Origin of the sequence: Nesterenkonia sp. AY15 (genome assembly GCF_022565855.1) — a bacterium.
Lineage (GTDB): Bacteria > Actinomycetota > Actinomycetes > Actinomycetales > Micrococcaceae > Nesterenkonia.
The window spans coordinates 1-13,869 of the sequence record NZ_JAJOYV010000005.1; the positions used below are offsets into that span (position 1 = coordinate 1).

At 65.6% G+C, this 13,869-nt stretch carries 14 protein-coding genes and 1 tRNA gene; 5 read left to right on the forward strand and 10 right to left on the reverse strand.

The window, feature by feature from the left end; genetic code table 11:
* Positions 1–48 precede the first annotated feature (48 nt).
* The gene (locus tag LSI54_RS08620) at positions 49–216 is read right to left on the reverse strand and encodes a hypothetical protein (RefSeq protein WP_241478159.1); all 168 of its coding nucleotides are present in this window, start codon (positions 214–216) and stop codon (positions 49–51) included.
* Between the two features lie 1,207 nt (positions 217–1,423).
* Between LSI54_RS08620 and LSI54_RS08625 the strand changes: the two genes are divergently transcribed.
* The 5 genes from LSI54_RS08625 (at position 1,424) to LSI54_RS08645 (ending at position 5,105) form a co-directional block, all read left to right on the forward strand.
* Positions 1,424–2,086: a cyclodeaminase/cyclohydrolase family protein gene (locus LSI54_RS08625; protein ID WP_241478160.1), complete on the forward strand. Its 663-nt coding sequence runs from the start codon at positions 1,424–1,426 to the stop codon at positions 2,084–2,086.
* A 15-nt stretch (positions 2,087–2,101) separates the two neighbouring features.
* On the forward strand, positions 2,102–2,524 hold the full coding sequence (locus LSI54_RS08630) for a DUF3054 domain-containing protein (protein ID WP_241476139.1): 423 nt from the start codon (positions 2,102–2,104) through the stop codon (positions 2,522–2,524).
* Between the two features lie 136 nt (positions 2,525–2,660).
* Positions 2,661–3,848, forward strand: a complete 1,188-nt coding sequence (locus tag LSI54_RS08635; protein WP_241478161.1) for an alcohol dehydrogenase catalytic domain-containing protein — start codon at positions 2,661–2,663, stop codon at positions 3,846–3,848.
* Positions 3,849–3,910: 62 nt separating this feature from the next.
* Positions 3,911–4,801 (forward strand): SDR family oxidoreductase, encoded by an 891-nt coding sequence (locus LSI54_RS08640; protein ID WP_241478162.1) that lies wholly within the window; start codon positions 3,911–3,913, stop codon positions 4,799–4,801.
* A 46-nt stretch (positions 4,802–4,847) separates the two neighbouring features.
* Positions 4,848–5,105, forward strand: a complete 258-nt coding sequence (locus LSI54_RS08645; protein WP_241469405.1) for a DUF7218 family protein — start codon at positions 4,848–4,850, stop codon at positions 5,103–5,105.
* 101 nt (positions 5,106–5,206) lie between these two features.
* On the opposite strand, the gene LSI54_RS08650 is transcribed toward LSI54_RS08645, so the two are convergent.
* The 9 genes from LSI54_RS08650 to LSI54_RS08690 form a co-directional block, all read right to left on the reverse strand.
* A complete protein-coding gene (locus tag LSI54_RS08650; RefSeq protein ID WP_274617590.1) occupies positions 5,207–6,886 on the reverse strand; it encodes a catalase in 1,680 nt (559 codons plus the stop codon).
* A 153-nt stretch (positions 6,887–7,039) separates the two neighbouring features.
* Positions 7,040–8,638 (reverse strand): NAD-dependent epimerase/dehydratase family protein, encoded by a 1,599-nt coding sequence (locus LSI54_RS08655; RefSeq protein WP_241478163.1) that lies wholly within the window; start codon positions 8,636–8,638, stop codon positions 7,040–7,042.
* A gap of 61 nt (positions 8,639–8,699) precedes the next feature.
* Positions 8,700–9,689, reverse strand: a complete 990-nt coding sequence (locus LSI54_RS08660) for an aldo/keto reductase (RefSeq protein ID WP_241464734.1) — start codon at positions 9,687–9,689, stop codon at positions 8,700–8,702.
* 191 nt (positions 9,690–9,880) lie between these two features.
* Positions 9,881–9,956: transfer RNA gene (locus tag LSI54_RS08665), tRNA-Ala, on the reverse strand.
* 138 nt (positions 9,957–10,094) lie between these two features.
* Positions 10,095–10,466: a ribosome silencing factor gene (gene rsfS, locus LSI54_RS08670; protein ID WP_241464733.1), complete on the reverse strand. Its 372-nt coding sequence runs from the start codon at positions 10,464–10,466 to the stop codon at positions 10,095–10,097.
* Between the two features lie 11 nt (positions 10,467–10,477).
* Complete coding sequence (locus LSI54_RS08675) at positions 10,478–11,446, reverse strand: hypothetical protein (protein ID WP_241478164.1); 969 nt, start codon at positions 11,444–11,446, stop codon at positions 10,478–10,480.
* 127 nt (positions 11,447–11,573) lie between these two features.
* Positions 11,574–12,170 carry a nicotinate-nucleotide adenylyltransferase gene (gene nadD, locus LSI54_RS08680; RefSeq protein ID WP_255727177.1) on the reverse strand — a complete coding sequence of 199 codons (597 nt, stop codon included), beginning with the start codon at positions 12,168–12,170 and terminating at the stop codon, positions 11,574–11,576.
* A 59-nt stretch (positions 12,171–12,229) separates the two neighbouring features.
* Entirely contained in the window at positions 12,230–12,409 is a 180-nt protein-coding gene (locus LSI54_RS08685) for a hypothetical protein (RefSeq protein WP_241464731.1), read from the reverse strand.
* 54 nt (positions 12,410–12,463) lie between these two features.
* Complete coding sequence (locus tag LSI54_RS08690) at positions 12,464–13,867, reverse strand: glutamate-5-semialdehyde dehydrogenase (protein WP_241464730.1); 1,404 nt, start codon at positions 13,865–13,867, stop codon at positions 12,464–12,466.
* Positions 13,868–13,869: the final 2 nt, after the last annotated feature.

The following is a 13,869-nucleotide window of genomic DNA, read 5'->3' on the forward strand; positions in this document are numbered from 1 at the left end:
ACTCGACAGCGAAGCCTTCGTTCCTGAGCTCCTCGATGAACGCCAGGATCAGCGGCTGCGGGGGTCGAGTTCCCGCGCGAAGAAGATTGAGGCCCTGCGCAGGATCTCATTGGTCTCTTTCTGTCGCCGGTTCTCCATGAGCAGCTGCTTGAGCTCGGCGTTCTCATCGGTGCTGACACCTTCGCGGGTGCCGTGGTCGATCTGGTGCTGACGCACCCATCGCCGGAGGGTGTCTCGGCCGCCACCGACTTGTTTGGAGATGACCTCCACTGCGGCGGTGCGGGAGGATTACTCGGACTGGTGACCGAGGACCAATCGGACGGCGCGCTCCTTCGGAGCGGGATCGATTCGACGAGGCATGGCTACATCCTTTCGGCTTAACAAGATGCGGCATCAAACCTGGGACACTTCACGGTGACCTCTAGTGCCTTGTGGCCACCTAAGGACGAACGGCTGCCACGACACTGCGGTGATCGAGAGGGTAAAGTCCGCGCTCATTAAATACTCGCGCTCAAGCAGAGACTCATGGTGAACGAAGCCACGAGTCGTTGAAGACCAAGAGTCGCCCTCGTACACGTTCTTGCTCTTCCATGAGGACACACTGCGCACGGGCGGGACTGACTCGAAAGCGACCGTAGCAAGCTGGCTGGTGATCGGTAGCTCAACGGCCTCGGATCCGACCCGATACGAGATCACGGTACGGTCAGTCGGGTTTGAGTAGCCTGGCTGTTGGTTCCGGCGGATCACGCTTCTCCTCAGTGGCCATGAATCGCAGAATTTTGGATGACAATCGTAGCGTCACCGGGTTTCGTAGGATATTGGCCAGGTTTTATAAGAATAGACACAAATGATCTTGCCCCGACTGGGCCTGTCGGATAAAGCGCCGATAATCTACATTATGTCAGGTTGGCCCTGGAGACAGATGAAAACTGCTGGCATGCCTCCTCCTCCCCGCACCCACCGTCCTCATCGCTCGGGTGCCTAGCAGCGACTCAGCTGAGTCCGGGTTCGTTGAGTCTGAGCCTGCGATCAGCGCCTCAGCATCGGCGCGCGACAGGCTTGGTGCTGCAGCGACATCATCGACGGTGGCGCCGTTCTCGACCGGCTCGGCCAGCAGGCGGATCACGAGTTGCTCTGCGCTCAGCAATCACGCTGCGTAGGTCACCATGTCGGCGCGCAGATGCGAGAGGATCCCCGGTGGGACGACGGTCGACTTGGCATGAGTCGAGACCAGCGACCCTAGTTTCTACACTGAGTTAGCAGTGAAAATAATATCTATAAATTAGATTTACGGATACCCGTATTGAGCGGGATCGACATGTGTCGATGACAGTGAGCTCTCAGCCCTCTCCACCTCTGCCTGGACCTGCACTCCCCTGCAGCCTGCGTTTCATTCCTACCAGTCGTAGGACAGACTCGACCCATGACTGATGCGGAAGAGATCACCACGCAACGCTCGACGGTCGCCGAATGGACCCAAGGCCTGTCCCAGTCCACCGGATCCCCGGGCGGCGGCGCCGGGGCCGGGGCGATGCTTGCCATCGCCGCGTCGCTGACTTCCATGGTCGCCGGGTACACCGAAGCCGATCCAGAACGGCGGGACAGGCTCGCCGCCATCCTCGCCCGAGCCGGCGATCTTCGGCAGACCGCCCTGCAGCTGGCCGACGACGACGCCACCGCCTCCCACGCCTTCGGCGCAGCCTTCAAGCTGGAGCGGGGACCGAAGCGCGAGAAGGCCATCCGTGAGGCCGCGATCGGTGCGGCGCAGACCTCCGCAGAACTCGGCGAATACGCCGTCTCGGCCATCGACGACCTGTCCTGGCTGGCAGAACATGGCAAGCGAGCCGTGATCGCCGACGTCGTCGTCGCCTTCGGGGCACTTCGGGCCGCCGTCGCAGGTGCACGCACCAACGCCAGCTTCGATCTTGCCACCCTGAAGTCCTCAGGTTCCACACTCGAGGAGATCCAGGATCAGCACCCCGACCTCTGGGCCACCGTAGAAACGCTGACCGCCGCGATCAGCCGCATCGATGCCTGCACCGCCTCGATAGATGATCGGGCAGCCCCGACGCACGCAGAGGGATAGTCCTAGACTCGGTCCATGCACTCCTCCCCCTCCCCGCAGGCAGCGCCGACCCGCCATGCCGCACTCCCCTGGCTGCTCCTGCTGCTGGACGGCCTGCTTGTGCTCGCCTTCGCCGCCACGGGCAATCGCTCCCACGAGACCGGACTGGCCTTCAGCGATGTGTGGGGCACCGCTGCACCGTTCCTGCTCGCACTGCTGGTCAGCTCGCTGGCAGTGCGCTTCTGGCGCAGCCCCTCGAGGCTCTGGCCGGACGCCGTCGTCGTGATCCTCGGCACCGTGGCTCTGGGCATGACTGTGCGCGTGCTCAGCGGCGGCGGCGGCGCGGAATGGTCCTTCATCCTGGTGGCGCTCGGCGTACTGGGCACCCTGCTGCTCGGCAGACGCCTGGTCAGTGGTCTGCTCACTGGCCGACCCACGCGTCGCGGCGTGACGCGCTGAGGCCAACGTGGGGTTCATGTCCAGCTCACTGCCAGGTGGTAGTCGATAACGTGGACCCTGTAAGGGTGATTCCGGGAGTGAAGAATGACATCTCTCCCAGATATGCCGCGCAGAAGAACTTCTGAGGAGACGCGACGTGAAAGCAGTGACATGGCAGGGCCATAACAAGGTAAGTGTGGAGACCGTCCCGGATCCACAGATCCAGCAGACCAACGACGCGATCATCGAGGTCACCTCCACCGCGATCTGCGGCTCGGACCTTCACCTCTATGAGGTGCTCGGCCCGTTCATGACCCCCGGCGACATCCTGGGCCACGAGCCGATGGGTCGTGTCGTCGAGGCGGGTCCCGACTCGAACCTCGCCGTCGGTGACCGAGTGGTCATCCCCTTCCAGATCTCCTGCGGCAGCTGCTTCATGTGTCTGCGCGGCCTGCAGACCCAATGTGAGGTCACCCAGGTCCGCGAGCAGGGCATGGGCGCCGCCCTCTACGGCTTCTCCGCGCTCTACGGCGCCGTCCCCGGCGGCCAGGCCGAATACCTGCGAGTCCCCCACGCGGACTACAGCCCGATCAAGGTCGGCAACGAGCTGCCCGACCACCGCTACCTCTTCCTCTCCGACGTCATCCCCACAGCATGGCAGGGCGTGGCCTACACCGGACTCAAGAGCGGTGACAGCATCGCGATCATCGGACTCGGCCCGATCGGCCAGTTCGCGGCGCGCATCGCCAAGCACCAGGGCATGAAGGTCTACGCCATCGATCCCGTGGCCGAGCGCCGCGCGATGGCCGCCCGCCACGGCGTCATGGTCTTCGACACCGGCGAGGAATCGCTGAACCAGATCCGCGAGGCCACCGACGGCCGCGGCCCCGACGGTGTCGTGGATGCGGTCGGCATGGAGGCCCACGGCTCCCCCATCGCCAAGGCAGCCCAGATCTCCGCGCAGTTCCTGCCCGACGCCCTCGGCAAGGCCATGATGCAGACCGTCGGCGTGGATCGCCTGGCTGCCCTGTACTCGGCCATCGAGCTCGTCCGCCGCGGCGGCACGATCTCGCTGAGCGGCGTCTACGGCGGCGCCGCCAGCCCGCTTCCACTGATCACCATGTTCGACAAGCAGATCACCGTGAAGATGGGCCAGGCCAACGTGAAGAACTGGGTCGACAAGATCCTGCCGCTGGTCGAAGATCCCGCAGATCCCCTGGCTGTGGACGACTTCATCACGCACACGCTGCCGCTGACCGACGCTCCCGGCGCCTACGAGATGTTCCAGAAGAAGGAAGACGGCTGCATCAAGGTCGTCCTAGATCCCACCAGGTCAGCAGTCTGAGCGGCGGCCACCAACCTGAGCCGGCTGCCTGCCGGACACACCTCTCTCGAAGGACATCAGTCATGACGAGCGATCCATACACCCAGCAGGACCCCCGGACGAAGTACCGTCACAGCGACCTCCCCGAGCAGGAGCAGCCGGACCAGCCCGGGCTGACCGGCAAGACCGGTCCGGAGCCGGATCACGGCGAAGCGAGCTGGGTCGGCCACGGACGGCTCAAGGGGCGCAGGACCCTGATCACCGGCGGCGATTCCGGCATCGGCCGCGCCGTCGCGATCGCCTTCGCCCGCGAGGGATCGGACATCGCCATCGCCTACCTCCCAGAGGAGGAGGAGGACGCCCAGGTCACCGCTCAGCACGTGCGCGAGGCCGGCCGTCAGTGCGCCACCTACCCGGTGGACATCACCGACGAGGAGAGCGCCGTGGGCATCGTGCGCCGCGCCGTCGAAGACCTCGGCGGGATCGACGTGCTGATCCTCAACGCCGCCTACCAGCGGGCCCGTGACGGCGTCGGTTCGACACCTACCGCTGAGGTGCGCAAGGTCTTCGAGACGAACCTCATCGCGCATATCGTGATCACCCGTGAGGCGGTGCCCCATCTGAACCCCGGGGCCTCGATCATCGTGACCACCTCCATCCAGGCGGTGGGCCCCAAGCCCGTGCTCTTCGACTACGCGATGTCCAAGGCTGCCCAGGTTGCCTTCATCGAGTCGATGGCAGCGGAGCTGGCCGAGAAGGGCATCCGCGTCAACGGTGTGGCACCGGGCCCTATCTGGACTCCGCTGATCCCGGCCACCGGGTTCGACGGCGTCGCTCAATTCGGTCAGGACACTCCCCTGGGCCGCCCAGGGCAGCCCGCGGAGCTCGCCGGGGCGTACGTCTATCTCGCCAGCGAGGAGGCCTCCTACGTCTCCGGCTCGGTCATCCCGGTCACCGGCGGCAAGGGTTTCTGAGCCGCAGCACCTGAGTCCAGCATGAGCCGACGGAAGGATTCTCTCCATGGCACGATCAAGCGTGAAGGATGAGGAGCTCTACGAACGCCTCCGCGAGGAGGGCAACTCCAAGGAGAAGTCCGCTCGCATCGCCAACGCGGCTGCCAAGGAAGGCCGCAGCAGCGAAGGCGAGAAGGGCGGGGAGGCGTCGAACTACCAGGACCGGACCGTGGCGCAGCTGCAGGATCGGGCCAGGGAGCTCGGTCTCACCGGGTACTCGAAGATGAACAAGCCTGAACTGATCGACGCGCTGCGCAACCACTGAGGTTCTCAGCGGGACCAGCAGGCCAGCAGACGGCAATGGCCGGAAACCCGTCGGGTTCCCGGCCATTGCCGTCTCAGCTGACGCTCAGTTCTTGTGCAGCATCACTTGCTGTAGCTGGGGCTTCCCAGGTTGCCGGCGAGCACGTCTTCGGCCGAGGCCTGGCGGTTCTCGACGGACGCCGTCCAGGTGCCCCACTGCTCGGGGTCAATGGTGTCGCCATTGTTGCCGAGGTTGGCGAGGCGCTGCTCCTCCTCCTCGGTGAAGTTCTGCACCGCCAACGGCAACAGGTGCGACACATCCTCCACGGTGAGGCCGATGTTCTTCGCGATCCGCTGACCGTAGTCATCGTGGATCATGAAGAAGTGCCAGACGATGCGCTCCTGCACGTCGCGCTCGGACTGCTCGAGCATGCCGGTGAGCACGTTGATCAGCTCATCGCGCTCCCAGTCCATCATGGTGTTGTAGCGACCGCGTGCCTGCAGGTAGTCATTGCGGCGATCGAGGTTCTCCTGCACCAGCTGTCCGCCGACGGCCGGAGCGTTGTTCGGCTGCGGCTCCGGGGACTCGTGCAGTCCATTGTGGATGGAGGGCTCGTAGTTCACGTGCGGGTTCTGCTCGGGATGCACGTCGTTGCCGAAGGACATCAGTCCGCCGCGCTGGTTCGTGTAGACCTTGCCGTCGCGGCCCTTGGGCTGGTTGACGGGCAGCTGCAGGTAGTTCGGTCCCACGCGGTACCGCTGCGCGTCCGAGTAGGAGAAGGTGCGACCGACCAGCATCTTGTCATCGGAGAAGTCCAGGCCGTCGACCAGGACACCGGTGCCCATGGAGATCTGCTCGTTCTCGTTGTGGTGGTCACCCACATTGCGGTTCAGCGTCATGACGCCGATCTTGCGCAGCGGGAACTGGTCCTCGGGCCAGATCTTGGTGTCATCCAGCGGATCCCAGCCGAGCTCGGGGTGCTCGTGATCCTCCATGATCTGGACGTGGACATCCCACTGTGGGAACTCGCCGCGTTCGATGGACTCGAAGAGGTCCTTCGAGGCGTGGCCGAGGTCCTGGCCCTGCACCTTGGCAGACTCTGCCTCGGTCATCGAGGCGACGCCGGCGCGCGGATGGAAGTGGTACTTCACCAGGACGGTCTCGCCCTCGGCGTTGACCATCTTGTAGGTGTTGACGCCGAAGCCCTCCATGTGGCGGTAGGTCGCCGGGATGCCGCGGGGGCTGAAGAGGTGGGTCAGCATGTGCATCGACTCGGGAGTCTGGCCCATGAAGTCCAGGATGCGGTTGGGCTCCTGGCGGAAGGTGATCGGGTCCGGCTTCAGCGAGTGGATGACATCGGGGAACTTGATCGCATCGCGGATGAAGAACACCGGAAGGTTGTTGCCGACCAGGTCCCAGTTGCCGTCTTCGGTGTAGAACTTCACAGCGAAGCCGCGGGGATCCCGGGCGGACTCTGAGGAGTCACGGCCGCCGATGACGGTGGAGAAGCGGATCGCCAGGTCGGTCTTCTTGCCGGCCTCCTGGAAGAGCTTGGCGCGGGTGTACTTCGACGCCGGCTCGTCGCCGATCATGCCGGTGGCCTCGAACTCGCCGTAGGCCACGAAGCCACGGGCGTGGACCACACGCTCCGGGATGCGTTCCCGGTCGAAGTGGCTGATCTTCTCGAGGAACTGGTAGTTCTCCAGCGTGGCGGGCCCGCGGTTGCCCACGGTGCGCTGGTTCTGGTTATTGGTGACAGGGTGACCCTGTCGAGTGGTCAGGATCGGATCGGTCTGTGCCAATTCGCTCTCCTTTTCGCTGCAGCGAGGTCCCCTGCGTCTCATGGACTGAAGAGGACCCTCACTTGCCCGACATGAGGCGGGCAGGCTTATGGGGTGGACTCTCTGAGCTTAGCAAGATCAAGAAGTTATTACGAGTAGTTCAGAACTAGTGGTTCAGCGTGTCTTCTCGAACGTGTCGCGGTCTTTGCGGAAGGCTCGGTGCCGGGCGTATTCGTGGACGGTCTCCAGCTGCTCGCGCTGGGCCTCGGCATCCTCGATCAACCCCTGGAACACCTGCGGATCCACCCCGAGGGCGTGGGCGTGGTCCTTCATCACAGACCACCCGTGAAGCTTGCCGGTGACCGCGGTGATCATCATCTCCGCTTCGAGCACCAGCGTGGAGGGCGATCGGCCGCCCGGTGGTCTGCCGTTGGGCTTGAGCCGTCCCACCCGCTCCCCCAGCCACGCGATGGTGGTGGACCCGGGTGGAGTCGAGAAGCCTTGACGCTGGATGAGCTTGACCAGAAAGCCGCGTTCGCGCCTGATCGCCTCGGCCACCTCGGAGATCTGCGGGAACACCGGTGTGTCGACGTAGTCGGCCGCCATGCGTTTGATCCGATTCGTTCCCGCGGTGGCTCCGGCAAGATGGTCGGACATGTACTGGCGCAGCAGCAGCGCGTCGACCTCTCCGCCCAGCTCGTGCTCAGCAGATGGAAGTTCCGGCTGGTCCGCGGCGTCGAGGTCCCGGGGGCGCAGCGGCGCCGAGGGGGCGCCGACCCCGGCGGCCATGCCCTGGACGAGCTCCTCCAGTGCCTGGGCACCGGAATGCTCCGGTGCCCAGTGGAGCTCCTTCTTCGCCCGGGAGTTGTCCATCACCGGCACGTGGCGGCCCATGTCCAGCCAGCCTTCATCCGTAGGGAGGATCCCGGCCCGGTGGGCGGCCTTGATCATCGGACGAAGCGCAGCAGCCGGCAGCGGGAGCGCGATTCCTGGGGATTTCTCACCGGAGACGACCTTCGCGATGGCGTCCCCGTCGAGCAGGTCATCGGCGCAGATGTTGAATGCGCCCTGTGCCCCCAGAATCGCGGCCTGTGCGTAGGCGGCAGCCAGGTCATCGGCGTGCACAGCCTGGGTGCGAATGCCGCCGGGGACCGGAACCACCGCAGGTCGGAAGAGCTGCAGCAGCTGCACCGGTGCCAGCTTTCCGGCGAAGTAGCGCTGGATCTCGGAGCCGGCTTCGCGTTGGAAGACCAGCCCGGGTCGCAGCCGGGCCAGTGAGAAGTCAGGATGAGCCTGCAGGAACTCGTCCATGACGCGCTCCTGGGCCACCTTGTCCTCGCTGTAGTGGGACCCGGGGATGCCCTCGGTGGGCCACTGCTCATCGTGCGCGACGTCATCCTCGGCTGGGGAGTACACCCCGACCGAGGAGGCGACGACGGCCTGGCGCACCCCCGCCTGGGCCGCGGCTTCCAGCACGTGCCGGGTCCCGTCGACATTGACCCGGCGCAGCAGGGTGCGCTCCTTGTTGGGCTGGATCAGCCAGGCCAGATGGATCACGGCGTCGCAGCCGGAGAGCGCCTCGGCCAGCTCGGGCACGACCTCGCTGTACTGGATGTCCGCGCGATGCCACTGCGCGTCCGCATACGGGGCGGCGTCGGTGTCGGGGAGTCTCCGTGCGATCCCCAGCACGCTGTCCACCTCGGTGCGGCTGCTCAGGTGCCTCAGCACCGCTGTTCCGACGTTGCCCGTGGCTCCGATGACGGCGATGCGCATAGGTCCTCCTGCTCGGTGGTATCTGGTCTGGGTGCTCAGTTCAGCGCACGCCCCGCGGTCTTCACCAGCGGGCGTGGACCGAGGGCGCGATCTTATCGGCGTAGAGCCTGCTCACCGCTGCCCGGAAGTCTTCGGAGAGCTTCGGCGCTCCACCGGCCTGCGCGTTCTGGCGGGCCTGCTCGGCATTGCGCGCCCCGGGGATGACGGTGCTCACGCCGGAGGACTGGACGACCCAGGCCAGGGCCGCCGTCGTCGGCTTCAGCCCCTCCTGCTTGGCCAGCTCAGAGAACTCCGCGGCCGCCTCGACCCCGGTGGCGAAGTCCACCCCGGAGAAGGTCTCCCCGATGTCGAAGGCCTCACCGGAGCGGTTGTAGCTGCGGTGATCGGTCTCCTCGAAGGTGGTGTCCTTCGTGTAGCGTCCGCTGAGCAGTCCGCTGGCGAGCGGGACGCGCGCGATGATGCCCACTCCGGCTTCCTGTGCGGCCGGCAGCACGGCCTCCAGCGGCTTCTGCCGGAAGGCGTTGAGGATGATCTGCACCGAGGCCACATTGGGGCGGGCGATGGCGCTCAGGGCCTGGTCAGTGGTCTCCACGCTGACGCCGTAGTGGGCGATGGCGCCGGATTCCACGAGGGCATCCAGGCGGTCGAAGACGGCATCTGAGCTGAAGACATCATCGTTGGGGCAGTGCAGCTGGACGAGGTCCAGGGTGTCTCTTCCGAGGTTCTTCCGGGAGCGGTCGATCCAGGCCTGGAAGTTCTCAGCCGTGGCGTGCTCGAGGCTGGGTTCTTCCGCGCGGCGGATCATCTTGGTGGCGACCAGTCCGGTCCATTCAGGGTTCTTGCCCAGCCATGTGCCGATCAGCTGCTCGCTGAGGCCGTCGCCATAGACGTCTGCAGTGTCGAACATGGTGACGTCCTGCTCAGCTGCGGCATCCATGACGGCGTAGGCGTCGGCTTCCTCGACGCGACCGAAGTCCCCGCCGAACTGCCAGGTGCCGAGACCGATGGTGGATACTTCGCGACCGGTGCGGCCAAGGACACGATGCTGCATAGGGAAACCTCCGAGGTTGGCTGTGATCTGAGACAGCTGTGACGATCGACACCAGCCTACTCCTCACCGAGGGTACGTCTCAGGTCCCGGCGCGCCGGCTTGGCGCGGAGAGAACAGCCAGGTCAGCGGGGAGGCATGCGGGCATACGAAAAAGGTCCGGAGTCCTGTTGGACTCCGGACCTGCTTCGCTCTGGTGGAGGTAAGGGGATTCGAACCCCTGACCTTCCGCATGCCATGCGGACGCGCTACCAGCTGCGCCATACCCCCAGATCATCACCCCGGCTCAGCAACTGCGCCGCGGCAACTCCCCTACTGTACTGTGAACCCGAATCGCTGCGCAAATCGGCGTCCAACTTCCGGAGAATTGCCTGGCCCAGCCGCTGACCTGGGGCAATGCGCCCCTACCTACGGTGCATCAGGAAGCTGCAGGTCGACCTTGGCAACATCGGCATAGAGCCTGTCGAGGCCGTAGACCGCGCGTTCTTCTTCATGCTGGACATGGACGACCATGTGTCCGTAGTCCAGCAGCACCCAGGTACCGGTGCCGCGGCCTTCACGGCGCAGCGGTGAGGAGTCGTGGACCTCTTTGAGCTGGCGCTCGACCTCGTCGACGATGGCGCCGATCTGCCGTTCAGAAGGTGCCGAGCAGACCAGGAAAGCGTCGGTGATGCCGAGCCGCTCCCCCACGTCCAGCCCGACGATGTTTGTCGCGAGTTTGTCCGCAGCCGCAGAGGCCGCGGTGCGGAGTTCAGAGAGCACTAGTTCGGTGATAGCCATGACGTCCAAGCTTAGAGGATGAATGAGAGTACAACACCGACCGTGATGATCAGCAGCAGGGCGAGAATGATCACAAGCCAGCCCATCATGGACTGACGCGCTCCCTGACGTGTGCTGTGTTCGACCATCGCGTCGATTTCGAGACCGTGGGCTCCGCGCGCCTGGATCGGTTCGATGGATCCGGTCGCGTAGACGGTCGGCTCCGCGGGATCATCAGATTCCAGGTGAGCCCGCAGGGTCTTGCGCGTGATCACGTCGGACTCGGGCCGCAGAGGACGCCGCCGCTCCTCATCATCCCGGTCCGCCTCGACCTGTTCCCTGCGCAGCCGTTCCTGGTTGGCCTGCATCGCCCGGGCTGCGAGGGCCTGCTGCTTCTTCAGCAGCTCGGGATCCACTCGGTCTGGATCATCGGCGGCGACCACGGCCTGGGTGAGCTCCCGCAGCTCCGCGATCCTGTCCTCGGCCGCGAGATCAGCTTCGGACCAGTCGGTCTCTGCCCGATCCTCAGGCGTCTCACCCTCTTCGGTGCCGAAGAACTCGGCCTCTTCAGGCTGCTGAGATTCCGAGTGGTCAGCCTCAGCAGCCGCCACGGCTGCCGAAACGGGTGTGGAGTCCTGGGTGGAAGGGGCTGGGAGGGAGAATTCCCAGGCGGCGGCAGGCGCTGTGCTGGAGCTGGATCCGCTGGTGGACTCGGAACCGGTCGTGAACGCGGGGGCTGTGCCGGACCCGCCGACGGCGCCGGGCTCGGCGTCGTTGAGGGATTCAGCGGCCTCGGGGGTTCCAAGGCCACTCTCCGGCGCGGTCGCGTCGGCTGAGACCCCGTCGATGACCCGCTTCGGCGCACGACGCTTTCCGGTGCGCATCTGGGCGAGCTCAGCTTCGCGCTGACGGCGCAGCTCCTTGCGGGAGACCGGAAGGTACCGGGCGCGCAGATCTTCGCCGTCTGACGCGTCGTTCAGCTCGGTGTTCTCTGCGGTCATCGTGCGGCCTCCTGAAGTCCCCGGCCAGACAGTGCTGCCCGAGTAGGGACGTTGCCCTGGATCAAATCGGTCTCAACGGTGGAGCACCGATGTCCATCGTATGCCGAGGCGTGAGGGTGCGGAGCACTCAACGCGCGGGGTCCGCTGAATCTGGTTGGTACAGCCGGTGCTTGGCGATGTATTGCACCACGCCGTCGGGCACCAGGTACCAGACCGGCTTCTCGGCGCGGACGCGTTCGCGGCAGTCCGTGGAGGAGATCGCCATCGCCGGGATCTCCATCAGGGAGATCTCATCGGTCCGGCCGAAGTCCTCGGAGATGTACCCGGGACGGGTCACCGAGACGAAGTGCGCGAGCTCCCAGAGCTCATCGACGTTCTTCCAGGACATGATCTGGGCCATCGCATCGGCACCGGTGATGAAGAACAGCTCAGCATCGGGGTACATCTCGCGAAAGTCTCGCAGGGTGTCGATGGTGTACGTCGCTCCCCCGCGGTCGATGTCCACGCGGGACACGGTGAAACGAGGATTTGCGGCCGTGGCGACCACGGTCAGCAGGTAGCGATGCTCAGCGGGCGCGACCTCACGGCCCGCCTTCTGCCACGGCTCCCCCGTGGGGACGAAGATGACCTCATCGAGGGCAAACTCGGTTGCCACCTCGCTGGCCGCGACCAGGTGACCGTGATGGATCGGGTCGAAGGTGCCACCCATGATCCCCAGTCGCAGCGGACCTGGAGCACGCTCAGAGGTCGCCGCGACGCGCGGGTGACGTTGCGCCAAGAGGGTCAGTGATCGCTGTGCGGTGCCGCGGGCAGCTGGCGGCCCTTATCGGCGAAGCTCATGGTGATCAGCAGCAGGAACATCAGCAGGACGAACATGATGATGCCGAACCAGTGCGCTTCGATCGGCAGCGCGCTGGGCTCCTCGGCGCCGAGAACTGTGGCGATGACGTGCAGGTTGAACATGCTTCTCCCTCAGGTGGGATGAACGTGGATTTATCGATCCCCAGTGTACGGGAATCAGGCGCGGACCTGGCCCTCGCCGCGGACGATCCACTTGGTGGTGGTCAGCTCGGCCATCCCCATGGGCCCGCGGGCGTGCATCTTCTGGGTGGAGATGCCGACCTCCGCACCGAGGCCGAACTGCCCGCCGTCGGTGAAGCGGGTGGACGCGTTGACGATCACGGCCGCGGCATCGACCTCGGCGACGAACCGGTCGGCGTTGGCCACCGAGTCGGTGACGATCGCCTCGGTGTGCCCGGTGGAGAAGCGGGTGATGTGTGCGATGGCGTCATCGAGTGAGTCCACCACTCCGACGGCCATCTCCAGATCGTGGTACTCGGTGGCGTAGTCGTCTTCGGTGACCTCGGTGACGGTGCCGAACTTCACCGGATCCTCGGTGAGGCTCTCCGGCTGGGTGGCGGGCAGCCATTCGCGGGCACGCGCGTCCACGTGCAGGTTCACGCCGCTGCGCAGCAGCCCGCGCAGGACCTCCTGGCCGGCCTCGGCGGCGTGGACGTGCAGGAGCAGGGTCTCGGCGGCGTTGCAGACGCTGGGCCGCGATGTCTTGGCGTTGACCACGATGTTGCGTGCGGTCTCCGCGTCGGCGTGGGCGTCGATGTAGATGTGCACGTTGCCCTCACCGGTCTCGATCACCGGCACTCTTGAGTTCTGCACCACGTGCTGGATCAGTTCCCGGCCTCCGCGCGGGATGAGCACGTCGACGGAGCCGCGCTGGGTCATCAGCGCGGTGGCACCCTCGCGTCCGAAGCTGTCGATGGACTGCACCGCGTCGACGGGCACCGCGGTCGTGCGCAGCGCGTCGCGGATGATCGCCAGCAGCATCTCGTTGGTCTTCTGCGCGGCGGACCCGCCGCGCAGGATCACGGCGTTGCCGGACTTGAGCCCGAGGGCTGCGATGTCCACGGTGACGTTGGGGCGGGCCTCGTAGATCACTCCCATCACTCCGAGCGGAACGCTGACCTGGGTCAGTCGCAGCCCGTTGGGCAGCGTGCGGCCCTGCAGCACCCGACCGACGGGGTCGCTGAGGCCCATGATCTCTTCGACGGATGCGGCGAGGGCCTCGATGCGTTCCTGGCTCAGCGCCAGCCGGTCCAGCAGCGAGCGGCTGAGTCCTGCTTCGCGGCCTCGCTCGAGGTCTTCATGATTCGCCTCGGTGAGGGAGACGACGGACTCGCGAAGGCCGGAGGCCACTGCAGCCAGGGTCCGGTCCTTGTGCTCGCGGTCGAGGCCGCGGAGACCCCGGGATGCTTCGCGGGCGCGCTCGGCGACTGCGCTGATGCCGTCGGCGACCTCCTGCGGGACGTCCTTCGGGGTCTCACCCGGGACGTCCTTCACCGTCTCCTCGGAGTCGTCCTTCGCGGAGCTGGTCTCGGGCTGCTGGGTCTTCTGCTGGTCTGCCATGC

Bases quoted from the DNA above. Each gene is read 5' to 3' on its own strand.
- LSI54_RS08625 (WP_241478160.1), top strand. From the start codon at position 1,424: ATGACTGATGCGGAAGAGATCACCACGCAACGCTCGACGGTCGCCGAA.
- LSI54_RS08630 (WP_241476139.1), top strand. From the start codon at position 2,102: ATGCACTCCTCCCCCTCCCCGCAGGCAGCGCCGACCCGCCATGCCGCA.
- LSI54_RS08640 (WP_241478162.1), top strand. From the start codon at position 3,911: ATGACGAGCGATCCATACACCCAGCAGGACCCCCGGACGAAGTACCGT.
- LSI54_RS08645 (WP_241469405.1), top strand. From the start codon at position 4,848: ATGGCACGATCAAGCGTGAAGGATGAGGAGCTCTACGAACGCCTCCGC.
- LSI54_RS08655 (WP_241478163.1), bottom strand. From the start codon at position 8,638: ATGCGCATCGCCGTCATCGGAGCCACGGGCAACGTCGGAACAGCGGTG.
- LSI54_RS08660 (WP_241464734.1), bottom strand. From the start codon at position 9,689: ATGCAGCATCGTGTCCTTGGCCGCACCGGTCGCGAAGTATCCACCATC.
- rsfS (WP_241464733.1), bottom strand. From the start codon at position 10,466: ATGGCTATCACCGAACTAGTGCTCTCTGAACTCCGCACCGCGGCCTCT.
- LSI54_RS08675 (WP_241478164.1), bottom strand. From the start codon at position 11,446: ATGACCGCAGAGAACACCGAGCTGAACGACGCGTCAGACGGCGAAGAT.
- LSI54_RS08685 (WP_241464731.1), bottom strand. From the start codon at position 12,409: ATGTTCAACCTGCACGTCATCGCCACAGTTCTCGGCGCCGAGGAGCCC.
- LSI54_RS08690 (WP_241464730.1), bottom strand. From the start codon at position 13,867: ATGGCAGACCAGCAGAAGACCCAGCAGCCCGAGACCAGCTCCGCGAAG.